Source organism: Jonesia quinghaiensis DSM 15701 (assembly GCF_000423205.1).
GTDB lineage: Bacteria > Actinomycetota > Actinomycetes > Actinomycetales > Cellulomonadaceae > Jonesia > Jonesia quinghaiensis.
Window position 1 is genome coordinate 25832 of the sequence record NZ_AUHN01000005.1, and the last position, 24498, is coordinate 50329.

General features: G+C 57.4%; 25 protein-coding genes. 22 read left to right on the plus strand and 3 right to left on the minus strand.

The genetic code is table 11. The features are described from left to right. The first annotated feature begins 8 nt into the window (after nt 1–8). The 15 genes from folE (at nt 9) to G538_RS0103380 (ending at nt 15359) form a co-directional block, all read left to right on the plus strand. Nucleotides 9–602 carry a GTP cyclohydrolase I FolE gene (folE, locus tag G538_RS0103305; protein ID WP_035833163.1) on the plus strand — a complete coding sequence of 198 codons (594 nt, stop codon included), beginning with the start codon at nt 9–11 and terminating at the stop codon, nt 600–602. A 4-nt stretch (nt 603–606) separates the two neighbouring features. Beyond that, the gene (folP, locus tag G538_RS0103310; protein ID WP_029068191.1) at nt 607–1464 is read left to right on the plus strand and encodes a dihydropteroate synthase; all 858 of its coding nucleotides are present in this window, start codon (nt 607–609) and stop codon (nt 1462–1464) included. A 77-nt stretch (nt 1465–1541) separates the two neighbouring features. Then, complete coding sequence (gene folK / locus G538_RS18275; protein WP_084618048.1) at nt 1542–3950, plus strand: 2-amino-4-hydroxy-6-hydroxymethyldihydropteridine diphosphokinase; 2409 nt, start codon at nt 1542–1544, stop codon at nt 3948–3950. 7 nt (nt 3951–3957) lie between these two features. Then, complete coding sequence (locus tag G538_RS14870) at nt 3958–4446, plus strand: DUF3180 domain-containing protein (protein WP_051196542.1); 489 nt, start codon at nt 3958–3960, stop codon at nt 4444–4446. A 44-nt stretch (nt 4447–4490) separates the two neighbouring features. After that, nucleotides 4491–4988, plus strand: coding sequence for a PH domain-containing protein (locus G538_RS0103325; RefSeq protein WP_029068193.1), 498 nt, complete (start codon nt 4491–4493; stop codon nt 4986–4988). A 3-nt stretch (nt 4989–4991) separates the two neighbouring features. Then, the gene (locus G538_RS14875; RefSeq protein WP_051196543.1) at nt 4992–6551 is read left to right on the plus strand and encodes a PH domain-containing protein; all 1560 of its coding nucleotides are present in this window, start codon (nt 4992–4994) and stop codon (nt 6549–6551) included. Further along, nucleotides 6548–7498 (plus strand): Rossmann-like and DUF2520 domain-containing protein, encoded by a 951-nt coding sequence (locus G538_RS0103335; protein ID WP_029068194.1) that lies wholly within the window; start codon nt 6548–6550, stop codon nt 7496–7498. The genes G538_RS14875 and G538_RS0103335 overlap by 4 nt, the downstream gene beginning before the upstream one ends. A gap of 54 nt (nt 7499–7552) precedes the next feature. Then, nucleotides 7553–8500: a pantoate--beta-alanine ligase gene (gene panC / locus G538_RS0103340; RefSeq protein WP_084618050.1), complete on the plus strand. Its 948-nt coding sequence runs from the start codon at nt 7553–7555 to the stop codon at nt 8498–8500. Nucleotides 8501–8586: 86 nt separating this feature from the next. After that, on the plus strand, nt 8587–9024 hold the full coding sequence (gene panD / locus G538_RS0103345) for an aspartate 1-decarboxylase (RefSeq protein ID WP_029068196.1): 438 nt from the start codon (nt 8587–8589) through the stop codon (nt 9022–9024). Between the two features lie 5 nt (nt 9025–9029). Then, on the plus strand, nt 9030–10763 hold the full coding sequence (locus G538_RS0103350) for an L-aspartate oxidase (protein WP_245566781.1): 1734 nt from the start codon (nt 9030–9032) through the stop codon (nt 10761–10763). A 75-nt stretch (nt 10764–10838) separates the two neighbouring features. Then, nucleotides 10839–11756 (plus strand): carboxylating nicotinate-nucleotide diphosphorylase, encoded by a 918-nt coding sequence (nadC, locus tag G538_RS0103360; protein ID WP_029068198.1) that lies wholly within the window; start codon nt 10839–10841, stop codon nt 11754–11756. A 55-nt stretch (nt 11757–11811) separates the two neighbouring features. Beyond that, on the plus strand, nt 11812–13368 hold the full coding sequence (gene lysS, locus G538_RS0103365; RefSeq protein WP_051196544.1) for a lysine--tRNA ligase: 1557 nt from the start codon (nt 11812–11814) through the stop codon (nt 13366–13368). A 29-nt stretch (nt 13369–13397) separates the two neighbouring features. Beyond that, a complete protein-coding gene (locus G538_RS0103370) occupies nt 13398–13577 on the plus strand; it encodes a hypothetical protein (RefSeq protein WP_029068200.1) in 180 nt (59 codons plus the stop codon). Between the two features lie 82 nt (nt 13578–13659). Next, complete coding sequence (locus G538_RS0103375; protein ID WP_029068201.1) at nt 13660–13983, plus strand: histone-like nucleoid-structuring protein Lsr2; 324 nt, start codon at nt 13660–13662, stop codon at nt 13981–13983. A 230-nt stretch (nt 13984–14213) separates the two neighbouring features. After that, nucleotides 14214–15359 (plus strand): lactonase family protein, encoded by a 1146-nt coding sequence (locus G538_RS0103380; RefSeq protein ID WP_029068202.1) that lies wholly within the window; start codon nt 14214–14216, stop codon nt 15357–15359. A gap of 75 nt (nt 15360–15434) precedes the next feature. Here G538_RS0103380 and G538_RS0103385 read toward each other — a convergent pair whose 3' ends face one another. Next, nucleotides 15435–15737 carry a (2Fe-2S)-binding protein gene (locus G538_RS0103385; protein ID WP_029068203.1) on the minus strand — a complete coding sequence of 101 codons (303 nt, stop codon included), beginning with the start codon at nt 15735–15737 and terminating at the stop codon, nt 15435–15437. A gap of 119 nt (nt 15738–15856) precedes the next feature. On the opposite strand from G538_RS0103385, the gene mshA reads away from it, so the two are divergent. Together mshA and G538_RS0103395 are read left to right on the plus strand one after the other, a co-directional pair. Further along, entirely contained in the window at nt 15857–17128 is a 1272-nt protein-coding gene (gene mshA, locus G538_RS0103390) for a D-inositol-3-phosphate glycosyltransferase (RefSeq protein WP_029068204.1), read from the plus strand. 91 nt (nt 17129–17219) lie between these two features. Next, nucleotides 17220–17966 carry a phosphoglyceromutase gene (locus G538_RS0103395; protein ID WP_029068205.1) on the plus strand — a complete coding sequence of 249 codons (747 nt, stop codon included), beginning with the start codon at nt 17220–17222 and terminating at the stop codon, nt 17964–17966. A 125-nt stretch (nt 17967–18091) separates the two neighbouring features. On the opposite strand, the gene phoU is transcribed toward G538_RS0103395, so the two are convergent. Further along, nucleotides 18092–18760, minus strand: coding sequence for a phosphate signaling complex protein PhoU (gene phoU / locus G538_RS0103400; RefSeq protein WP_029068206.1), 669 nt, complete (start codon nt 18758–18760; stop codon nt 18092–18094). Between the two features lie 272 nt (nt 18761–19032). Between phoU and G538_RS14880 the strand changes: the two genes are divergently transcribed. The 3 genes from G538_RS14880 to pstS all read left to right on the plus strand — a co-directional run bounded on the left by G538_RS14880 (nt 19033) and on the right by pstS (nt 22243). Then, nucleotides 19033–20217 carry a sensor histidine kinase gene (locus G538_RS14880; protein ID WP_035833166.1) on the plus strand — a complete coding sequence of 395 codons (1185 nt, stop codon included), beginning with the start codon at nt 19033–19035 and terminating at the stop codon, nt 20215–20217. Beyond that, nucleotides 20214–20930 carry a response regulator transcription factor gene (locus G538_RS0103410; protein ID WP_029068207.1) on the plus strand — a complete coding sequence of 239 codons (717 nt, stop codon included), beginning with the start codon at nt 20214–20216 and terminating at the stop codon, nt 20928–20930. Before G538_RS14880 ends, G538_RS0103410 begins: the two co-directional genes overlap by 4 nt. Nucleotides 20931–21133: 203 nt before the next feature. After that, nucleotides 21134–22243 carry a phosphate ABC transporter substrate-binding protein PstS gene (gene pstS / locus G538_RS0103415; RefSeq protein WP_035833269.1) on the plus strand — a complete coding sequence of 370 codons (1110 nt, stop codon included), beginning with the start codon at nt 21134–21136 and terminating at the stop codon, nt 22241–22243. 133 nt (nt 22244–22376) lie between these two features. Here the strand turns inward: pstS and G538_RS18415 are convergent, their stop codons facing one another. After that, the gene (locus G538_RS18415; RefSeq protein WP_281170254.1) at nt 22377–22499 is read right to left on the minus strand and encodes a hypothetical protein; all 123 of its coding nucleotides are present in this window, start codon (nt 22497–22499) and stop codon (nt 22377–22379) included. Here G538_RS18415 and pstC point away from each other — a divergent pair. Both pstC and pstA read left to right on the plus strand, forming a co-directional pair. After that, nucleotides 22498–23415: a phosphate ABC transporter permease subunit PstC gene (gene pstC / locus G538_RS0103420; protein WP_342664637.1), complete on the plus strand. Its 918-nt coding sequence runs from the start codon at nt 22498–22500 to the stop codon at nt 23413–23415. The genes G538_RS18415 and pstC overlap by 2 nt on opposite strands. Next, nucleotides 23415–24488, plus strand: a complete 1074-nt coding sequence (gene pstA / locus G538_RS0103425; protein ID WP_029068210.1) for a phosphate ABC transporter permease PstA — start codon at nt 23415–23417, stop codon at nt 24486–24488. The genes pstC and pstA overlap by 1 nt, the downstream gene beginning before the upstream one ends. Nucleotides 24489–24498 lie beyond the last annotated feature (10 nt).

Here is a 24498-nt window from a genome sequence, read left to right on the forward strand (position 1 = left end):
GTGACACCATGACCGATATCCCTGACGGGGTTGACCGTGACGTTGACCTTGACCGTGCTGCAGCTGCGGTGCGGGAACTTCTCCTTGCGGTAGGTGAAAACCCTGACCGTGAAGGATTACAAGACACCCCTCGCCGGGTGGCTAAAGCCTACGCTGAGGTGTTTTCCGGGCTTCGCCAGAACCCCAAAGAAGTTCTGAACACGGTGTTTGATATTGGCCACGATGAAATGATTTTGGTCAAAGACATCGAGGTGTATTCCACGTGCGAACATCACCTGGTGCCTTTTCACGGGGTGGCGCATGTGGGGTATATCCCTGGTGAAGACGGCAGGGTGACGGGGTTGTCGAAACTGGCTCGGCTCGTTGACGTCTTTGCCAAGCGGCCTCAAGTGCAAGAGCGGCTCACTACCCAGATCGCGGACGCGCTGGTGGAAACTCTCCACCCGCGCGGTGTGATTGTTGTCGTTGAGTGTGAGCATCTGTGTATGTCGATGCGTGGTGTGCGTAAGCCTGGCGCCCGCACCATGACCTCAGCGGTGCGGGGTCAAATGCGTGACCCTGCGACTCGCGCTGAGGCGATGAGTCTCATTGTGAGGTCATAGCACGGTGACGCGGAAGCACCCTTCTGCTTTGCCACAGAGCATCACGGAGTTACAGCGCACCCTCGTTATGGGGGTTGTGAATGTGACGCCTGATTCTTTCTCTGATGGTGGATTGTGGTTCACTGCTCGTGAAGCGGTGAACCACGGTCTGGAACTTATTGCGCAGGGGGCTGACATCGTCGATGTGGGCGGGGAATCTACCCGCCCAGGGGCAGCACGTGTCCCTGAAGATGAAGAAATCGCCCGGGTCATCCCCGTGGTCAGCGAACTTGTTGCTGCCGGCGCGGTGGTGTCTGTGGACACCACTCGCGCGCGGGTCGCTTACCAGGCAGTTGAAGCCGGGGCTCAGATTATTAACGATGTTTCCGGTGGTCTGGCTGACGATGATATGTCGCGTGTCGCCGCTGAAACCGGTGTAGTTTTTATTGCCATGCATTGGCGCGGACACGCTGATGTCATGGATTCACTTGAGGTGTACAACGATATTGTTGGCGACGTCAGCATGGAATTGTTGGCCCGTACCGAACATCTGATGGACTGTGGCGTACGCCGGGAAAACATTGTTCTCGATCCGGGTCTTGGTTTTTCTAAGTCTGGTGAAAACAATTGGCCGCTACTTCGTCACGTAGACCAACTCACAGAACTGGGATACCCGCTTCTTATTGGGGCGTCACGTAAACGTTTTCTGGGACGATTATTGTCACCGGGGCCAGAAATCACAGTTCCACCCGAAGGCCGTGATGACGCAACCGCAGCAGTGACTGCGCTGGTCGCAGCACATGGTGCGTGGTGTGTGAGGGTTCACGATGTGCCGCGGTCAGTTGCTGCAGCCCGTGTAGGTGACGCATGGGCTAGTTGTTAGGTGCGTTCACCCATTAAGATTGCGGGCGCAGGGGTGTCCACCATAAACGGTGCATCCGCCACGACGAAGGGTACGTAATGAACGCTGGTGAGACTCGATTCCGAGCCACACTGGATGATGTCGACACAATCCAACTCACTGGATTGCAAGCAACCGGATATCACGGTGTGCTTCAGAGCGAACGAGAAGAAGGTCAAACCTTCCTCGCGGATATCACGCTCTTTGTTGACATTAGTCAGGCTGGTCGTTCAGATGACCTGACAGACACAGTGAATTATGCGTTGATTGCTGAAGACGTGGTGGGTGTTTTGTCCGGTGAGCCGGTGAACCTCATTGAAACGGTCGCGGAACGCATCGCCGACCGGGTTCTTGCTTACGCGCAAGTGAGTGGATGTATTGTCACCGTTCATAAACCCCAAGCGCCTATAAGTGTTCCGTTCTCAAACGTTGCGGTGACTATTCAGCGCCGCCAAGTGACCTCCACCGAGCAATTCACACCGCAATCGGCAATCAATCATCGTGTGGAGCGTGCTGACGAAGACCCCGCCCCCCGCAGCACCATGATTCCGGTGGTCCCGTCACCTGAGGAACAACCCACTGCCGCACCTTCAGCGGTGTCTGCTGCCGGTAATCTTCCCAGCTTTGATGAAATAGTTTTGGGTGTGGAAACACCAGTCGGTGGTTTCCCAGTCCAGGTTCAGCCTGACGTTGACCAGGATTACCCATCAGAACCACTCCACGACCCAACCCCGGAAGCCCCAACACCACAGGTGCCGGTTTCTCCTCAGGAACCCATCACTGAACCTGGCACGTCAACAACAATGACTCCCATTGTTGTGCCCACTTCACCAACGCACCCCTCAGCGCTACAAACCGTGATCCCCACTGTTGCTGAGACGTACTCACCAGAGTTCCCACACGTTGATGTGGCCACACCACATGACGCTGCTTCACTGCAGAACACGCATGAGGCATCTGCCCCGCACGAGTTTGAGGAAGCCCGCAACGGGTACCGTGACCATGAGCCAGACTCTCATCACGAGTACATCTCTGACGAAGAGCCTCAGCGCGACGGCGATGCGCAAGAGACCCCTATTGCTATGGCAGGCGAGTCAGCTGTTGTTGACGCCGAACCTCACAGCCACGACACTCCTCAGCCTGATCAGTCTGCTTCTGGCCCAGAATCCGCTCGCACCTCGAGCGAGTTTTTCGCTGGTGCTGCGATGACCGGTACCATCCCTGCTGTTTCAGAGGCTGCTGCTGAACCGCACCGTGCGCCAACACTGTCAGAGCTTCTGGGTGGTGACGCTAATACTCCGTTGGACATGTCGAAGCCACTGTTCGCGATGACACAGTCCAGAGAACTACCTCCTTTGCCTAAACCTTTCTTAGACAATGCGGCTACGGGAGCGACTAGCGACACACCTGCACCGCGCCAAACTGCTGCACCTCACGTGGCAGAGTCAAGGAACACCCCAACAGCATCCGATGTCTCGCAGCAACAGCAAGATGTTCCTCCTGTTGCGTTGCCTCAGCAAACCGCAGAGGGGCTGCCTCAGCGCAGCCCATCACCTGTGTCACTGAGCCCAGAAGAGGTTGTAGCAAAAGCCGTTCCGCCTGTGTCACGTTTCGCCCCACCAGAGCCCGGGGCATATAGCGCACCTGCCCGTTCTGTCGACGATGTTGAGCCTGCGTGGCAACCAACGTTCGCCCCAGAGATCGCTGAGCCTTCCCACCACGGTCACGACGAGTCCCCGGTGGCGGACAGTGGCCAGCAGCCACTGAGCGTCGATATCCCTGAACTTGTTGAAGACGACCTCGATGACTTGGCCCACAACGATCACCTTGATCATGGTCAAGAGACCCCCAACCCGCAATTGCTTGCTTTGCGGAACTCAATTCTTCAAGAAACCCACATTCCAGATGTCATGGATGATGACGACCTTGACCCACTAGATCGTGAACCTGAGAGCCCAACCAAGGTCGTTCTTGCCCTGGGGGCAAACTTGGGTGATGCCCAGCAGGCGTTAAGCGGCGCTGTCCAAGCGTTGCATGACACTGAAGGGTTCACTGTTGTTGATATTGGACCGCTTGCCCGCACGGCTGCGGTAGGTGGCCCAGACCAACCTGATTACTTGAACACAGTCATCATCGGTGAAACAACCCTGGCTCCGCGCGACCTACTCCGGGCAACTCAGGCGATCGAAAACGCTCACGGGCGTGTCCGTGAGGAGCACTGGGGGCCGCGAACACTCGATATCGACATCGTGGTTTATGAAGGTGTCATCTCATCTACTGATGAACTGGAACTTCCGCACCCTCGCGCTCACGAGCGCGCATTTGTGCTTGTTCCTTGGGCTCAGATTGATCCAGACGCTGAGCTTCCTGGGCTTGGTGGAGGGCCGGTTGCGGACCTCGCCGACACCGCACCGGACCGTTCCGGTGTCAGATGGCTCGCCCTAGACTGGGTGAGCACTGAAGGATAGTGCAACGATGACGCGTTCCCGAATCTCTCAACTCATTTCCCTCAGTGTCCTGTCACTTGGGGGTACGTGGGGGATCCTGCTTCTACTGCGGCGCTACGGGATGCACGTTCCAGCTGTCACGGTCTTACAGATTCTCGTGATTGTTGGACTGGCTGTTGGCGTGACCTGGGCTGGTCTCACGGTGCGAGCGTATTTGGCGGGGAAAAAGCCGAAGCTCAGTGGGCTGGCCGCGGCTCGTATCGCGGTTTTTGCTAAAGCGACCTGTTTGGGTGGTGCGCTTTTTGTTGGCTGGTACGGTGGACAGTTGCTGCTCACACTAGAGAACCTTGGTATTGAATCGCAGGCCCATCGGGCGTGGTTCGCCGGGGCGGCTGTTATTGCTTCGCTAGTGTTGTGCATCTGCGGATATATTGCAGAGGGCAACTGCCAGATCCCGCCCGAAGACGACGGGGACACCGAGAAAGCGCGCCCTCGAGGAACAATCCCCGAGGTGTAGGGAAGTCAACGGCATCCCGCGCGCACAATGAATGAGGAGTGAACATGGGTGAGCGCATTGACACGCTCTTTGACCCGTCAGACGTCACCTGGACTCGCGTATCACCGCAGCTTGTGAAGGTGCGTTTGCTGACCTGGACGTTAACGATGCTCCTCCCAGTGGTTGCCGCCATTGTTGCCCTTGTTCTGTGGACGGCGTGGTGGACTGCTCTCATTGTGGCTGTCCTTGTCGGTGTTTTCGTGTGGGTTGCGGTCGTGATTCGCAGGCAGGTGCCTGCGATGGGCTATGCGGAACGTGAAGAGGACCTCCTCATTCGTTCTGGGATCCTTTTTCGGTCGTTGACGGTTGTGCCATACGGACGTATGCAGCTCGTTGACGTTGAGGCTGGCCCGTTTGACCGCAAGTTCGGGATTGCGAAGGTGACACTTCACACGGCATCAATGGCAACAAGCGCTGATGTTCCAGGGCTCGAACCAGATGAAGCGGCCCGGTTACGCGATCGTCTCGCGAGCCGTGGTGAGTCACGACTGGCTGGGTTGTAATCCGTGAGTGACGTGAGAGAAGCTGACGGTCTTACCTGGCGTCGCGTTCACAAAGCTACCCCCTTTATCCGTGGATGGATTGTGGTGGTTGCTGTGCTCCTGGGTATGGGGCAAAACTTCCCGCAAGACATGCTCGAGGGAGGCATAGAGCCACGTGATGTCCTCATCCCTCTCGGGATTGCTTTCGGTGCCGCCCTGTTGTGGGTTGGTTATGGATGGCTCGCTTGGCGCCGCATGCGCTACGCCTGGAGTGACCAAGCGCTGTACGTAAAGTCTGGTGTGTTGTTCCGTCAGGAGCGCAAAGTACGCCTTGATCGGATCCAGACGATTCACATTACACGCCCACTTCTTGCGCGTTTTGTGGGGCTCTCCGAGCTTGATATCGCATCCGCAGCGGGCGGTGAAACGAATGTGAAACTGGGTTTCCTGACCGAAAATGACGCCATTCAGGTGCGCGAAATGCTCCTGGACCACATTGACGAAGTTACTGACGACCCGCAGACAACCCGGTCTCCGCTACCACCTGATCACGCTGAGGAACCAGTTGACTCAACGGGTCAACCGCTCACTGCTCACAGCGATGCCAATGGGCCTGATGGCCACGTTCCAACTGATCAAGACGCAGATGGTTATGAAGACTCTGCCGATAGAGAAGCTGTTACGGAACCCGCCCCGCGCCGTGCAGTTAACCACGCACCAGAACGGGTCATTTACGAAATACCTGCGCCACGCATTGTCGCGTCCGCGTTGCTGTCAGTTGCTGCATTTCTGACTATCATCACGATCATTGTGATGGTGACGGCCTTTGCTTTCGGCAACTCAGCGATTGCGTTTTCGTTACTTCCGTTCCTCTTTGGATTTGGTCCCTTTGTGTGGCAGAGACTGGTCTCCGAGTACGGATTTACCGCAGCCGTGGCACATGACGGGCTACGTGTCCGTAAGGGCCTGTTGGAAACTACCGCTCAAACAATCCCCACAGGACGTGTCCAAGCGTTACGTCTCTCCCAGTCATTGTTGTGGCGGCGTTTTGGATGGTGGCGTGCAACTGTCAACGTAGCGGGTCAGTTCTCCCTACAAGACATGGGTAAAGATAAATCAACGATTTTGCCCGTCGGTAGCCGCGTCGAAGCTATGGATGCACTATGGCTGGTCCTGCCTGACCTTGGAACCGAAGACCCCATCGCCCTCGTGGACGCTGCGCTCACAGGTTCGGGCACGGACCTGGGATTCATCACCAGCCCTCGTAGCGCACGCTGGTTGGACCCATGGTCCTACCGGCGCAACGGGTATGTCCTCACCGACCGGGCAATCATTGCCCGCAGTGGGTTCTTCAACCGAGTTATTGAGGTTGTGCCCCATGAACGCACCCAGTCGTTGGCTGTGAAGCAAGGCCCCCTGCAACGCCGCCTCGGTCTGGCATCTGTGGAGTTGCACTCCACCCCGGGGGAGATTGTTCCTTCCGTTGGTCACCTTACTGAGCACGATGCGCAACGTTTGTTGGAGGAGCAGGCCATCCGATCGCGTGAAGCACGTGCCCGCGCAGACCAGGTGGCTGCATCATGACGTCTGAGCCTGCCTTGGGGTACCCGCCGCATCGGCCTGGTCGTTTGCGGATTGGCGTTGTGGGTGCTGGTCGTGTTGGTGCGGTGTTGGGCAGTGCGCTGCGCGCCGTTGGTCACGACATCGTGGGAGCATCAGGGGATAGTGACGCAAGCCGGGAACGCATCGATACGTTGCTTCCTGGTGTGCCGCGCCTTGAGCCTCAAGCGGTCGTGGAACGCTCTGAGGTGGTGTTACTTGCGGTACCCGACGATGCTTTGGCTCCTGTGGTTGAAGGTCTCGCTTCGCTCGGTGCGTGGCAGGCCGGGCAGATCGTTATTCACGTGTCAGGCAGTGTGGGAATTTCCGTTCTCGAGCCGGCTGTGCGGCGCGGTGCGGTACCTATCGCGTTGCACCCAGCGATGACCTTCACTGGTACGACGTTGGACATCAGTCGCCTAGAGGGTATCTGCTGTGCCGTGACAGCGCCCGGGCCGTTCCTCCCGATCGGTCAGGCGTTGGCGGTTGAATTGGGCGCTGAACCTGTCGTTGTCCCTGAGGAACAGCGCGCGTTGTATCACGCGGCGCTTGCTCATGGCGCGAACCATCTCGTGGTTTTGGTTGCCCAAGCTGCGGAGTTGTTGGCGAAAGCGGGTATCGACCGCCCAGGGGCCGTGTTGGAACCGTTGATGAGTGCCGCCCTTGATGGTGCGTTGCGAGGCGCGGCTACGGATAGTGACCCCATTCATACGCTGACTGGTCCAGTTGCTCGTGGTGATGTGGGTACTGTTGCCCGGCACCTGGGTGTTGTGGCACAGGCTGCTTCAACAAGTGCCACCGCCGATGTGTTGGCGGGTTATCGAGAATTGTCCCGCGGGGCGACGGTGCGTAGCCTAGCAGCTGGGCGTTTGTCGGAACGCCAAGCACAGGACATTCTTGATGTTCTCAATGGTTCGGTGGAACGCCCGTAGTCGAGGTTCCACAGTTGTTCGTTGTCACTATGAGAAACAAAGTTAGGTGTGTTCATGCCTTCCCCGGCTGCTGTTTGCCCTCCTCCCCGCCCGCACACCGTTCACACGGTGGCGGAACTCCATGATGCGTTGCATGCGCTGAGTAGCCGGGTGGTTGGAGATTCGTCTGTCTTATCTGCTGATGGCACCGATGATTCTGCGAAGCCCCAAGGGCGGCGCGCGGTGGTGATGACGATGGGTGCATTGCATTCGGGGCACATGGAGTTGGTGCGTGCTGCACGAGCGCAGGCGGATCACGTGGTGGTGACAATTTTTGTTAACCCTCTGCAATTCGGGCCGGGGGAAGACTTTGACGCGTACCCGCGGAACGTAGAAGCAGATCTTGCCATGCTTGCGCACGAAGGAGTGGACCTCGTGTTCGCCCCGGACATCACCGACATGTACCCCGACCAGGAGCCTCTGGTGCGGGTGACTGCTGGACACTTGGGTGGCATCTTAGAAGGGGCAGCTCGCCCGGGGCACTTTGACGGCATGCTCACCGTGGTGCTGAAGCTCTTGCTATTAACGACACCTGACATAGCTTTTTTTGGGGAAAAAGACGCCCAGCAGTTGTTGTTGATCCGTCGAATGGTGAAAGATTTCAATCTTGATGTGGAGATTGAAGCGGTACCGATTGTGCGTGACCCTTCCGGGTTGGCCCTGTCCTCACGCAACGCCTACCTCACGGCGGCAGAACACGATGATGCACTAACCCTGTCGCATGTATTGCACACGATTGCTGAGGTTGCTGCACGCGGTAGTACACCTGATGAGGCGCTGTCTGCAGGGCGTGACATTTTTGCCAAGCGACCCCACATTGATGTTGATTATTTAGTTCTCGTTGACCCCCACACCATCGCTGAAGTGGATTCCCAGTACTGTGGCGTGGCTCTCGCCCTCGTGGCGGCACGGGTCGGCAGGACTAGACTGATAGACAACAGGCGTATCACTTTCGCGCAGTGATGCACCCGGCCACCAGTGCCGGTAGCAGTCGCTGGGCAGGAGAGATGCCTTAAGTTGATGACCTGAAGTCTGATGAAGGAACCTCCGTGACGTCTCTGCTCCGTCCCATGATGATCGGCAAGATCCACCGTGCCACTGTCACCCAAGCCGACCTGCACTATGTTGGCTCCATTACCGTGGACATTGATCTCCTCGAAGCTGCGGACCTCTACCCGGGGCAACAGGTCGATGTTGTCGATGTCACCACAGGTGCACGCCTCACAACCTATGTGATCCCCGGTGAACGAGGGTCAGGGCAAGTATGCATTAATGGTGCTGCAGCGCACCTCATCAACCCACAAGACATTGTCATCATCATCGCCTACGGGATGATGGCTGACACCGAAGCGCGGCACTACCTGCCTCAAGTGGTTTTTGTTGATGAACACAACCGAATCGTTGACCACTCGCACGAGCCCGGTCAGGTTCCCCACGGATATGACCTTGAATCCTCGGGGCTGCCGATCGCGCAGTTTCAACGGTGAACGACGTGCAGGGAATCACCCTGCCCACGCAGCTTGCTGCACCAGAACCAGGCTGGACAGTTCACGCTGACGTCATCGTCGTTGGGTCGGGTATCGCCGGGCTCACAGCAGCCCTAGAATTACGTTCCCAGGTTGGGCGAGTACTCCTGGTCACCAAGGACGTACTGTCCTCAGGATCAACCGTGTGGGCCCAAGGGGGTATCGCCGCAGCCCTTGACCCAGCCGACACCCCAGCAGCTCACCGAGACGACACCATCACAGCTGGCGCTGGGCTCTGTGACCCACATGCGGTAGATGTCTTAGTCACCGAAGGCCCAGGGCGAGTCCGTGACCTCATCGACCGTGGCGCCAATTTTGATCTATCCACTGACGGCACCGTGTCACTTACCCGCGAGGGGGGACACCACGCTGACCGCATTGCCCACGCTGGTGGAGACGCAACAGGAGCAGAAATCTCGCGCGCCCTGGTTGCTCAACTGGAACAAGTGCGCAATGACCCCGGCATCGACATCATCGAACACGCTCAAGTCATCGACATTCTCACGTCCTCCGGTGAGATCCCCCCACAATCAGATGATGCTGATCGGCGTGTAGCCTGCGGCGTCACCCTCCACGTACGCGGAGAAGGGACCCGTGACGGAGTTGGTGCAGCGCTAGCACGCGCTGTCGTGCTTGCCACCGGGGGCATCGGGCAACTGTATGTGTCCTCCACAAACCCCAGCCAAACCACCGCTGACGGAGCCGCAGCAGCCCTGCGCGCAGGGGCTGACCTCGCGGACTTGGAGTTTGTGCAATTCCACCCCACCGTCCTGTGGCTTGGGTCAGGGGCAAAAGGCCAACTCACACTCATCTCCGAAGCAGTGCGCGGCGAAGGTGCCTACCTCATTGACGTTGACGGAAACCGATTTATGCCCGCCGTGCATGACATGGCCGAGCTCGCACCGCGCGACGTTGTCGCCCACGCGATCGTGCGGCAAATGGAAAAAACTGGCGAAGACCACGTCCTCCTTGACGCCCGGCACCTCGGGAAAGACTTCATCGCCGCACGGTTCCCCACCATCCACGCGCGCCTCCTCGAACATGGGTTCGACCTCACCCAAGAACCAGTCCCAGTAGCACCAGCACAGCACTACCATTCTGGTGGGATCGTGACAAACATCGCCGGGCGAACCACCCTGCGTGGCCTCTACGCCATCGGTGAAGCGGCATGCACCGGAGTCCACGGCGCAAACAGACTCGCCTCGAACTCCCTCCTTGAAGGAATCGTCTTCGCGCACCGAGCAGCAGCAGACATCGCCCACCGCATGGCAGCCGGAGAACTCCCACAACGAGACCCGCAACCACGTGCAAACCACAGCGGACTCGTCATGTCCGCCACCCGCACCCGGATCCAGCGCGCCATGACAGCAGGAGCAGGCGTACTCCGCACAGACGAAACACTGAGCCGCACCCTCAACGCCCTCTCCCGAGTACGCATCGACGCAGACATCCCAGAGACCCTCCCCGGAAACCAATCCACACTCCCACAAGCAGCAGAGTGGGAAACCACCAACCTGCACTCCGTGGCATGCGCCCTCGCCCTTGCAGCACACACTCGAACTGAAAGCCGCGGCGGGCACTTCCGAGCAGACCACCCACAACGCAGTGACCAATGGCTGCGCCGCGTCGTTATCCGGCTCGACCATGAGGGGTACCTCCTCGCCGACACCGCGCCGCTCACCCGCACCGCACACAACTAACGCCCCACCAAGGCACCCAGCACAGACAGTGCCACCAACAGCCACTGTGAAACACCACGCAGCCAAGGAGACCACATGACCGTCACCGTGACCGGTTCACCCGCACTACCAGGTGACCGGGGCCTCAACGACGCATGGATGCAGTCAATCGTCGATATTGCGCTCGCAGAGGACCTTGGCGAACAACCTGGCCGTGACGTCACCACCATGGCGACAATGCCAGCAACCGCGCAGATCCAAGCCCGCCTTGTGGCCCGCGAAGAGGGAGTCGTTGCCGGTTTAGCGTTAGTGCCAGTGGTGTTGACCCAGGTGGTTGACCGCCTTGACTTAGGCGCCGTGCAGGTTGACTTCCACGCGACCGATGGTGAGACGGTAACAGCCGGTCAACAGCTCGCAGTGCTTACCGGACCGGTTTGGGCGCTCCTTATTGCAGAACGAACACTGCTGAACTTGGTCTCACGGGCATCGGGAGTAGCCACAGCAACCCATCAGTGGGCGCTCGCCCTAGAAGGCACATCATCCATGGTGTTGGACACCCGTAAAACAACGCCTGGGCTGCGAGAACTAGAAAAGTACGCTGTGCGTGCTGGCGGCGGCACCAACAAACGCATGGGGTTGTTTGACGTGGCAATGGTCAAGGACAACCATATTGCCGCAGCCGGTTCGGTGACAGCAGCAGTGCACCGGGTGCGTGACACCTTTCCTGACGTTGATATTCAGGTTGAAGCGGACACGGAGCAGCAAGCAGTGGAAGCGGTGCAGGCTGGGGCCCGGTTTTTACTGCTCGACAACATGGCCAACGATGTCATGGCTGGTGTAGTTCGACGCATCCGCGCGTTGGAACCCGAGTTCGGGCGGGTCGAACTTGAAGCCACCGGAAATCTCACCATTGAGCGGGCGCGAAGCGTTGCGGAAACAGGCGTGGATTACATGTCGGTGGGTGCGTTGACACATTCAGCGCGGATTTTGGATCTTGCTCTCGACATGGGCTGAGCTATAGCACCAACGTGAGGCGAACCACCCGTGAGACTCGGCTGAGGTCGGTAGAATGGGCGCTGTGACCTCTAACCTAGAAACGCCGAGTCCATCGGCTGAGACAAGCAATGATCTTCCCGAGCAGCTGCGGGTCCGTCACGAAAAACGTGCCAGGCTCCTTGCCGAAGGTAAGCAGGCGTACCCTGTCACCGTAGCGCGTACCCACACCATTAAGGCTATCCGCGAGGACTACGCTCACTTAGAGATCGGTGAGGAAACTCAAGACACTGCTGGCATTGCTGGGCGTGTTGTATTCCTACGGAACACGGGCAAGCTGTGCTTCGTCACGGTTCAAGATGGTGACGGTCAGCGCCTCCAGATCATGCTGTCTCAAGGTGAGGTGGGAGCTGAGTCTCTCACAGAGTTCAAGGCCGTTGTTGACCTAGGGGATCACCTTTTCGCTGAAGGTCGGATTATCTCCTCGCGGCGCGGAGAGCTCTCTATTTTTGCGACCTCATGGCAGTTAGCAGCTAAGGCGCTACGTCCACTGCCAAACCTGTACGAACGTGAGGACGGTTCAACAGCAGAACTGTCCGAAGAGGCACGTGTTCGCCAGCGCTACGTTGACCTCATTGCCCGCCCAGCGGCACGTGATGCAGCCCGTCTGCGAGCAAATGTTGTGCGGTCGCTGCGGGATAATTTCCACCGCCGCGACTTCATGGAGATCGAAACTCCGATGCTCCAAACAATCCACGGCGGGGCTGCGGCTCGTCCGTTTGTGACGCACATGAATGCGTTTGACCTGGACCTGTATTTACGGATCGCCCCAGAGCTGTTCCTGAAGCGCGCAGTTGTTGGTGGCCTTGAGCGCGTGTTCGAGATCAACCGCAACTTCCGTAACGAGGGTGCCGATTCGTCGCACTCCCCAGAGTTCGCCATGCTGGAAGCCTACGAGGCTTACGGGGATTACAACACGATGGCAACCTTGACCCAAGACCTCGTGCAGACTGCTGCACGTGAGGTGTATGACGGGGAGACCCTCGTTACCCTTGCTGACGGTTCGCAGTACGAACTGGGCGGCCAGTGGGCTGAACTTTCGATGTATCACTCACTGTCAGAACGTGCTGGAGTGGAGATCACCCCAGAAACGTCGGTGGCTGAACTTGCCCGGCTTGCTGAGTCCGTAGAAATCACACTTGACCCCAAAAAAGCGAACCATGGCAAATTTGTTGAAGAGCTGTGGGAACACTTTGTTGGTAATGATCTCTACGCCCCAACCTTCGTGCGTGATTTCCCCGTGGAGACATCACCATTGACACGTGACCACAGAACCCAAGCAGGTGTTGTGGAAAAGTGGGACCTCTATGTGCGAGGGTTTGAACTAGCAACGGCATATTCCGAACTTGTTGACCCAGTGATTCAGCGTCAACGTTTCGAGGCGCAAGCGGTACTGGCTGCCGCCGGTGATGATGAAGCGATGAAGCTTGATGAGGATTTCCTCACGGCAATGGAATACGCGATGCCTCCTAGTGGTGGGATGGGAATGGGGCTTGACCGACTTCTCATGGCGCTAACGGGTCTTGGAATTCGGGAGACAATTCTGTTTCCTCTGGTCAAACCCCTCCAATAAACGGACTATTAGCCCGGAAGGCGCATGTGATGAACAGCTTCCTTATAGGACTTGGCGCATTGATTCCCTCATTGGGAGTCGGAGCTCTCTTCTACTTTGCTATGCGATTCATCGTGCGAGCAGATCGAAATGAACGAGCACAACTCGCGGAATTAGATCGAATCGCTGAGGAAGAGCAGCGCAATGATGAAGCGAATGCAGCACACTGATTCGTCTCTCATTTGACCGGTGTGATTATTCAGGTAATATCGTAATGGGCATTCTTTTCAACACGATATTCTGGAGATCGCAATGGCACAGAAGGTTCAGGTAATTCTCGTTGATGACCTCGACGGAGGCCAGGCTGAAGAAACAGTTTCGTTCTCACTCGATGGAGTTGAATACGAGATTGACCTCAGCACAGACCACGCTGCGCAACTGCGTAGCTCCCTGGAACAGTATGTTGCTGTAGCACGCAAGATCCAGCGCGCACCACGTGGGCGTCGCGTCACACGGACCCAGGTTGGCCCATCAGCTAACGTCATCCGTGAATGGGCTCGTTCCAACGGCTATGAAGTGAATATGCGTGGACGTATTTCTAGCGAGATTCGCGAAGCATATGAGGCAGCTAACTAGTAAGACTAGTTTCTGACCAAAGCAATGGAGTGTAGTCCCCTATGGGGACTACACTCCATTTGTTTATCTGTGGTAGGTTTTCAGCCCCTGTCAGAATTGAGAAGCGCTTCGATGCGCAAAAGTTAATCTCAGTATTCTCACATCACACTGGGAAATGATTGATTCTGTCCTCCATGGGCCGATTGATCAGAAGAGCGGCGTGCGACACGTCACAACGAAGAGAGAGTTCCATGATTGGCAGTGATTTTCCTCAACAACTGGATATCGCAGTGGGAACATATCCCACTGGAGAGAACCCGGGTTCTGGTGAGGGTATCTGGCTTGGAGCCTTTGATCGAAATACCGGAGAGCTTTCTGCATTAAGGCAGGTCATTGACCTTCCTTCACCTTCTTTCCTTGCCCAAGCGCGTAACCCCGCCACGTTATACGCGGTCAGTGAAGTACCCTCCGGTGAGCTCCACGCCCTTGAACGGACTGGAGATACCCTCACCCTGCGCGGAACATCAGAAACAATGGGTTCAGAACCGTGCCACGTGATGGCGCTCGGGGACCAAGTCCTCGTCGCAAATTACGGCACAGGTTCCCTCGCTGCAGTGGAAGCCGGTCCCGGGCTCAATGAGCACTCACCAGTGGCTCTCTACCAACATGCCGGCTCAGGACCCCGTAGCGACCGCCAGGAGGGGCCACACGCCCACTTTGTGGTCGCTGTACCCACAACTCAGTATGTGTGGGTAGCGGACCTTGGTGCCGACTCTATAGCGCTCTATGAGGGTATTCAGCGCGCAGATGGTTCCCGCGGACTCATCGCACGCGGTACTGCGGTGAAATTTCCTGGTGGAACAGGTCCCCGCCATATCGCTTTCGATAGTCACGGCACTGCGTTTGTGGTGGGAGAGCTGGACTGTTCTGTGCATGTTGTTGCCCTTGATCTACGCACCGGAACCGGCGACATTCGGGCATCGCACCCTCTCACTGGTGCCCAGGCGACTCAGGGCGGCGAGCACGGTGACGACAAGCAGGAGAACAGCGACGGAGACGAGGGGCCGTTGCCCTCGCACATCGAGATCAGCAGCGACGGAACGATGCTTTACGTTGCTGTCCGAGGCTCAGACACCCTCGATGTGTTCTCTGTAGAGCCTGGCGAGGAAGAATCTCACCTCAGCTTGGTAACGTCCTACTCGCTCGCCGGTCGCTGGCCGCGCCACTTTGCCGTGGTCTCGGCAGAGGGTGGCGGAGATTTCATCATTCTTGCTCAGCAAAACAGCGATGAAGTTGAAATACTCCGTGCACACCGTGACGGTCAGATCCAAGAAGTATCCCGCCACGCAGTTCCTGCGCCGGCATGCATCATGCCATTACGGCCAGTCGACGCCTAAAGCCACTCAACGAACGAGCGCCGGTCAACATCACATGATGTTGACCGGCGCTCGTTCGTGAAAGTGTGAAAGGTACTAGTGGACGATGTCTGCTTTCCGGCTCAACTCAACCTGAACAATGCCTGCCACGAAGGGTACGCATGCACCGCATCCGCCACCTGCACGGGTGCGTACTTGGATGTCATCAAGTGACCCGCATTCGCCGCTCTGGATCAAACCACGGATTTCTCCAGCGTTCACGTTGTTGCAGGTGCAGACCATAGCGTCGTCAGTGAAGGTCGCGCAGTCTTCAGCGCTTGCGGGAATGATCTCACTGGGCGAGTCGTCCCCGCCAAGAAGATCGCGGATTGCTGCAAAAGGGTCGGCAGAGGTATCCATAACCTCATCATGTCGTGTGGGATGTTAAGGGGCATGGGACCTACGGCCCCATCGTTGTCTCGATTGGTCACGCCACGTAAACGTGGGAAAATAAAAGGCATCCTCATACAAGGTGGTTCATGTCTGGTTCTCATTCCGCACGCCGCGTGGCGATGCTCAGTGTGCACACGTCGCCCCTAGCCCAACCAGGCACTGGTGACGCAGGTGGCATGAACGTTTATGTGTTGGAACTTGCTCGGGCGATGGCTGAGCAGGATGCTTGCGTGGAGATTTTCACGCGTCGCACCACCGCGCAACAACCCGATGTTGTTGAGGTTGCTGACGGTGTCCTCGTGCGGCATGTCACAGCGGGGCCGTATGAGGGCCTCGATAAAAATGACCTGCCAGCTCAACTGTGTTACTTCACACAAGGGGTGCTTCGTACTGAGGCTGCGCGCCGTGCCGGGTGGTATGACGTGGTCCATTCTCACTACTGGTTGTCTGGGCAAGCTGGGTGGTTGGCTGCAGACCGTTGGGGCGTGCCGTTAATCCATACGATGCACACCATGGCTCGGGTAAAAAACGCTCAACTTGCGCCGGGGGACACCCCTGAGCCGCGTGCTCGAATTATTGGTGAAGAGCAGGTCATTGAACAGTCGGGCGCGATTATCGCGAACACTGAACATGAGGCTCAGGAACTTGAACATCTTTACGGCGCGCAACCGGACCAGATCCACGTTGTTGCGCCAGGTGTCAACCTTGATGAGTTCACTCCATCAGGTGATGCTGCTGATAGGCGCAGCATCCGAACTTCCTTGGGGTTACCGCATGATCGCGATGTCATAGTTTTTGCTGGACGTATCCAACCGCTGAAGGGGCCTGACGTTTTAGTTGAGGCTCTGGCTCACATGCGTGATGCTTACCCTGATCGCCCGCTGCCTGAGTTGGTTGTCATCGGTGGCCCGTCAGGGCGTCGAGCTGCTTTAAGTGAGTTGCGGGCACTTGCTTACCGTTGTGGTGTGGCCGGCTCAGTGCGTTTTGTGCCCCCTGCCGGGCGGGCAGAGCTCGCTGAGTGGATGCGAGCCGCTGACTATGTGGCAATGCCCTCACGCAATGAGAGTTTTGGACTGGTCGCCATTGAGGCTCAGGCGTGCGGTACGCCAGTCATTGCGGCACGCGTTGGTGGGTTGCGTACCGCCGTCGCAGATGGACGTTCTGGGGTACTTGTTCCGGACCATATGCCTGCGACTTGGGCTGTTGCCATGCGTGAGGCGTTGGACAACCGTAAGCTTCGCGAACGATTGCGCCGTGGAGCGCGCGCCCATGCGGAGAACTTCACCTGGCAGCATGCTGCCAGTCAAACTTTGGCCGTGTATGAAAAAACACTGTCAGCAGCGTTGCCCGCGTCGTGATCGCCTTGTGAGGTGAACACTACGTGAAGCAATTCGTCCAGCGGACGAAAGACCCCTACGAGAAACGACGAGATACGGCAGGATAGGTCACATGACATACACCCTCGTACTGCTCCGCCACGGCGAGAGCCAATGGAACGCAAAGAACCTTTTTACTGGCTGGGTTGATGTTCAGCTCTCTGACAAGGGACGCGAAGAAGCCCGTCGTGGTGGTGAAATGCTGAAGGAAGCTGGTTTGCTTCCCGATGTTGTCCACACCTCACTACTGTTGCGTGCGATCACCACCGCGAACCTCGCGTTGGAAGCTGCCGACCGTCACTGGATCCCCGTGAAGCGCAACTGGCGCCTCAACGAGCGTCACTACGGTGCCCTTCAGGGCAAAGACAAGGCGCAAACCCTTGCTGAGTACGGTGAAGAGCAGTTCATGCTGTGGCGCCGTTCATACGATGTTCCACCACCGGTGATCGAAACTGGTTCAGAGTTCTCCCAAGACGCTGACCCTCGTTACGTTGCTGATGGTGCGTCGCAGGTTCGCACCGAGTGCCTGAAGGACGTTCTTGAGCGCGAAATCCCTTACTGGGAGAACGACATCAAGGCTGACCTCAAGGATGGAAAGACTGTTCTGGTTGCCGCACACGGAAACTCCTTGCGTGCGCTGGTCAAGCTGCTTGACGGTGTGTCAGATGACGACATCGCCGGTTTGAACATTCCAACAGGTATGCCACTGGTTTATGAGCTGGATGAGAACTTCGCTCCTATCACCCCAGGTGGACGCTACTTGGACCCTGAGGCTGCTGCTGAAGCTGCTGCTGCTGTTGCTGCGCAGGGCAAGAAGTAATCACCGTCCTGGTGAGATGAATGACAGCGGGCCCCGTGGAGTAATCCACGGGGCCCGCTGTCTATTGCGCTTCATCAAGCTGGTGAACTCACAGTGTGCTTCATTGATGCGTTCAACCTAGGTGGTCAGGATGACGCGTCGTTGGTTGCTGCTTTGTGGAAGTCACCAGTCACCACAAAGTTGATACGGCGTGCAACGGAAACACCGTGGTCGCCGAACCGCTCAAAATAGCGGGAAAGCAGTGTGGCGTCGATGGTTTGCTGGGTGCTTCCCTGCCAGTTTGGAGCAAGCAACGTGGTGAACACGTCGTTGTGGAAGGCATCGAGAACTTCATCATCTTTTTCAATGCTGTCTGCAACGTCGAGATCGTGGGAAGCCAGCAGGCCGTGGATGCGCCGCGCAACACGTTGAGCGGCTGCAGCCATCCCCTCAAAGATCGGTGCGCCTTGCGGAGAAACCGCACTGGTGGGGTAGGAGCGGCGCGCTACCTCGGCAATGTGGCGTGCGAGGTCACCCATGCGCTCCAAGGTGGCGCTCATCCGTAGTGCTGTGACGACGAGACGCAGGTCTGTTGCGACGGGCTGCTGCTGGGCAAGAAGGTAGACGCAGCGCTCGTCGAGGGAGGTTTCTAACTCGTCAATCGCTTGGTCGTCGGCAATGACTTGCTGGGCGATTTCGAGGTCACCGTTCAGCAGGGCAGTGCTTGCGCCGGTGATTGCTTTGTCGACGAGTTCTGCCATTCGGGTGAGGTCATCACCGAGGGCCTGTAGTTCTGCCTCGAAAATTTTTCGCATTTCACTCCTTGACGATGGCTGTCTATACGGCAGTGTTGAGGGCTTTGGTGCCCGGCACAGCTGGGGGCTGAATCAGGGCAGCCAATACCTGACTGTTTCACAGGGTGCCAACCTCAGGTGTGTGTTGTGAAGCCCTCAGATGAACAAGTGGTGTCATGTCCATGAACACTTCACAGCATTCTTCCAGCAGGAGGCTGGAAACACGCCGATATGCAACGGTCCCATGAACGTGTTGCCTCTCGCCACTCGACAACACATCGTACGCTTGTGGCGTGGAAGGTTTGTCCTTGATAGTTGCCGGCACAGTTGGTCTTGTTACTGGAGTCCTTGCAACGATTGCTTTTCAATACAGTGAGCGCCAACAGCGCCGTTTACCCCAGCGTAAGAGCCGAGAGCTCGACGAGGGGGTCATACGGGTGTTGGCGATTCTGCGTTCAGCGGCGGTAGTTGTGCGTCACGATGACACCGTCGTGCGAGCATCTGCACCCGCTTACGCACTGGGTGTCGTGCGCGGGGAGCGCATTGCGCATCCGGCTATTCAAGACATGATCGATGAAGCCCGGAAAACGGGGCTGATCCTTGATGAAGAGTTAGAGCTTCCACGCGGCCCTGTTGGGCGCGGGCGAGTGATGTTGCAGGTGCGGGTTGCGCATCTAGACAGCGAATACATCGTGATCCTCGCGGAAGACCGCACCGAAGCGAAGCGCGTTGAGATGATCCGCCGAGATTTCACGGTGAATGTGTCCCACGAACTCAAAACCCCAGTGGGAGCAATCGGATTACTTGCCGAGACCCTCCAAGACGCTGCCGACGACCCAGACGCAGTGCGTCACTTTGCGGGGCGCATGCAACAAGAATCCACCAGGTTGGGTGCACTGGTCCAAGAAATCATTGAACTGTCCCGCCTCCAACTGGAAAGTTCGTCGCAACCCCTGGCAATCGTCCCGCTCGATGCTGTTCTAGAAGAAGCAACAGATCGAGCCCGGGTTGTTGCAGGTGGGCGCAACATCACCATCAATGTCGCCACAAACACCGGAGTCTACGTATACGGCGACCACAGTCTCCTCGTCACCGCAGTGCGAAACCTCGTCGACAACGCTGTGGCGTACTCCCCTGAAAGCACCACCGTGGGTGTTGGTGTGAAACGCAACGAGGACCTCGTTGAAATCAGCGTCGTTGACCAAGGAATCGGGATTTCTACCGAGCACCAGCAACGCATCTTTGAACGTTTTTACCGGGTTGACCCCGCCCGTTCCCGAGCAACCGGCGGAACAGGTTTGGGGCTATCCATTGTCAAACACGTTGCCGCCGATCACGGTGGGGACGTATCCATATGGTCCAAACCGGGACACGGATCCACGTTTACCTTGCGCATTCCCGCCGTTGCCGATGGCGTGGTGCACACCGGTCCTAGCGCCCCTGCAGACACTGACCACGAAGAGGAGAATGACGCGTGACGCGCATCCTGGTAGTTGAAGACGAAGAGTCATACCGTGAACCATTGACCTACCAACTCACCCGCGAAGGGTACGACGTTGTTGCTGTTGCCACCGGCACAGAAGCGCTAAGCGCCTATGACGACCAGCGCCCAGACCTGGTCCTCCTGGACCTCATGCTGCCAGGACTTTCAGGCACCGAAGTGTGCCGGGAACTGCGTAACCGGGGCAACGTCCCAGTGATTATGTTGACGGCAAAAGACGGTGAAATCGACAAGGTTGTTGGGTTAGAACTAGGCGCCGACGACTACGTCACAAAACCTTACTCATTCCGTGAACTCCTTGCGCGAATGAGGGCTGTCCTGCGCCGCCACCACAGCACTTCCACCACTGACGCACCAGAATTCCATGATGAGGACGACGAACAAGTCCTTGTTGCTGGGCCAGTACGCATGGATGTCGAGCGGCACGTCGTGTCAGTGCGAGATGAGCACGTGGCATTCCCCCTCAAAGAGTTTGACCTCTTGGAGTACCTGCTGCGCAATGCTGGGCGCGTGCTGACCCGTGGTCAACTCATTGACCGAGTATGGGGGAGCGACTACGTGGGTGACACAAAGACCCTTGATGTCCACGTCAAACGAATCCGTGCAAAAATCGAAGAAGACCCAGGAAGCCCACAGTTAATTCTGACGGTGCGCGGGTTGGGTTATAAGTTCGCTGAAGTGAACTCCTAACCCCAGCGTCGTCGTTCACCTCAACGACACCAGCCGGGCGCCAACGTGTGCTCACTGTTCACCTGCGGTTCATCTAGTCACCCATCCATGGTCACTTAGGGCTCTTAACGTCGAGTGTGTTGGCAGGCAGCCTGCCACCCTCACTACTTAGACCAAAACTTCCCAGATTGGTAACCACAGTGAAGAACCTCAACAACCGCCTGATGGCGTCCGGTGCAGTAGCCGGTGTCCTCGCCCTCACGTTGAGTGCGTGCGGCGCCGATGCGACCGAAACAACACCTGCAGCAACCGGTGGCTCTGACAACACCGAAACAGCAGCAGCCTCAGGCGCTATCGCTGGTGCCGGTGCTTCCTCCCAGGAGAAGGCAATGGGCGGCTGGATCGCCACCGCCACCAGCGCACTTCCAGACCTCACCGTCACCTATGAAGCCGTTGGCTCAGGTGGTGGACGTGAGCAGTTCCTCGGTGGCGGCGTTCAGTTCGCAGGAACCGATGCTGCTCTCAAGCCAGAAGAAAAAGAAGCAGCAGTAGAGCGTTGCTACGGTGGCGAAGCGGTCCAGCTTCCCCTGTACATCAGCCCTATCGCTGTTGTGTACAACTTGCCAAGCGTTGACGCTGCGAACCTCAACATGTCAGCAGAGACCATTGCCAAGATCTTCAACGGCGACATCACCAAGTGGAACGATGACGCAATCGCCGCTGAGAACGAAGGCGTTGACCTTCCTGACTTGGACATCATCCCTGTTAACCGTTCCGATGAGTCCGGTACCACAGAGAACTTCACCGAGTACCTCGTTGATGTTGCTGGTGACGCATGGCCACACGAGGCATCAGGCGACTGGCCCCGTTCAGGCACCCAGTCCGGTAACGGAACCTCTGGTGTCATCGACACAGTCACCCAAACCGAAGGTGCAATCACCTACGCTGATGCTTCCCGTGCAGGCAGCCTCGGTACCGCGGCTTTGAAGGTGGGCGAGGAATACGTTCCATTCTCAGCTGAAGCTGCAGCCGCTGTTGTTGACGCGTCACCACGAGCAGAAGACGCATCAGCAACAAACATTGTTGTTGAACTCGACCGTGCGACGACCGCATCAGGCGCATACCCCATGGTCCTCATCTCCTACTCTGTGGCATGCTCTGTATACGAGACTGAAGCTGACGCCAACAACGTCAAAGCATTCCTGACCTACGTCGCTAGCGAAGCAGGCCAGGCTGTTGCAGCTGAAGCTGATGTCGCCGGGTCTGCACCTATCTCAGCAGCCCTGCGCTCTGAAGTGCAGGCAGCAATCGACTCGATTAGCGTTGCTGGATAAGACAACACGTGCGCAAGGGTGCGGACCGGTGTCTCAACACACCGGTCCGCACCAGCGTCTCCCACTGACCCACGTTCGCCCCCTCAACCGTTAGTGAAGCGACTCGCACGATGCCCACACCATCCACATCCAGTCAAGAGGCAACAGCGACAGTGACTCCTGAAGAACGCAGTCCAGACTCGAGGACTACTCGCGAATCTGCCACGCCACCGCAGCCACGCAACACGTTGACCATGAAACGCCGAGGCGCGTTCATGAACCTCCTAGCTGCACGATGGTTCGAGTTTGTTGCTACCGGCGCAGGCATCATCATTCTTGTGATCCTCGCAGCCGTCGCAGCTTTCTTGATATGGGAAGCGACTCCAGCACTCACAGCGGATATCAGCGAACTGCAAAAAATTTCGTGGTTTAACGCTGATTCCTTTTTAGCCTTTGTTGCGCCGCTCATCTTCGGCACGCTCCTCGCCTCGCTCCTTGCGTTGCTTGTTGCAGTGCCACTAGCAGTGAGCATCGCGCTCTTCATTTCCCACTATGCTCCGCGCAAATTTGCAGGCCCACTGGGCTACGTCATTGACTTGCTCGCTGCGATCCCTTCAGTGGTGTACGGCTTGTGGGGTGCGCTTTGGTTAGCTCCCGTGATTGACCCTGTGTTCCGGTGGTTGACCTCGTTCCTCGGGTTCATCCCATTGTTTGCGGACTACCAGCCACCAGCAAAAAACATCATGACGGCCTCACTTGTCTTGGCTGTGATGATCCTGCCAATCATTACCGCTGTGTCCCGTGAAGTGTTCCTCCAGACCCCGCGTCTCCACGAAGAAGCCGCCCTTGCGCTGGGTGCCACTCGGTGGGAACTCGTCCGCATGGCTGTTTTCCCCTTTGGACGTTCCGGTGTTATCTCAGCCGCGATGCTCGGTCTAGGGCGTGCTCTTGGTGAGACGATGGCAGTGCTGATGATCCTGTCCCCAGGAACCCTGTTCTCCTTTTTCCTTCTCAAGCCGGGGCAACACCAGACAATTGCAGCGAACATCGCCTCAAAATTCCCTGAAGCATCGGGAGTTTCCGTCTCCGTGCTGATCGCTACAGGTCTAGCCCTGTTTGTGATCACCCTGCTTGTGAACATGGCGGCCCGCTGGATTGTCAGCCGCCGCAGCGACTTCTCAGGAGCGAACTAATGGCCGCCACCACTCCGCTTGAGCCGTCATTGGCAGCACCTTCCGGTTTGCTTGCCTCCCGGCCCCGTCTACCTCGCTGGGCAGTACCATCAACCATTGGGTTTTCTTTTGCGCTTTCCGCAGTAGTTCTCTTTCTCGCAGATTCGCTGACAATTCCAGCTGTTGTGGCACTGACAGTTGTTCTCTATGCTGTTGCGATCTCTGTGTGGTCCTTACGAGTTGAGGGCACAAGGTACGCCGCTGACCGCACCGCTACCACAGTCGTCACCGCAGCCTTTGGTATCGCACTGATTCCATTGATTTCGCTGCTATGGACTGTGTTGCAAAACGGAGCGCGCGTCATCAACTTCACCTTCCTGAACACCAACATGGTTGGTGTCTACGGTGAAATGACTGAAGGTGGTATCTACCACGCTATATGGGGAACCATCCTCATCACCCTTGCTGCGACAGCGATCTCTGTGCCGATTGGTATTCTCACCGCGATCTACCTGGTGGAATACGGTCGTGGGGCGCTCGCTCGCGGAGTGACGTTCTTTGTCGATGTGATGACGGGTATTCCCTCGATTGTCGCAGGTCTCTTTGCGTTCTCCCTGTTTACTTTGCTCTTTGGTCCAGCTTTCCGAGCGGGCATTATGGGGGCCACGGCACTCGCTGTGCTGATGACCCCCGTGGTCATCCGATCAGTGGAAGAAATGCTGCGATTGGTGCCCAACGAGTTGCGTGAAGCATCCTATGCGCTGGGCGTGTCGAAGGCTCGAACAATCTTCAAAGTTGTGTTGCGCACCGCAATCGGCGGTATTGTCACCGGTGTGATGCTGGCTATCGCCCGTGTTATCGGTGAAACAGCCCCACTGCTACTGACGGTGGGTCTAGCTGCCGACATGAATTGGGATCTGTTCGAGGGCCGTATGGCTACCTTGCCTGTTTTCGCCTACCGTCAGTACCAACAAGGGGGCATCGGTGTCGACCGGGCTTGGGGTGCTGCCCTGACCCTTATTGCCATTGTGATGCTGCTGAACATTATTGCCCGCCTGATCGCTAAGTACTACGCCCCCAAGGCATCACGCTAACCGCCGGCGT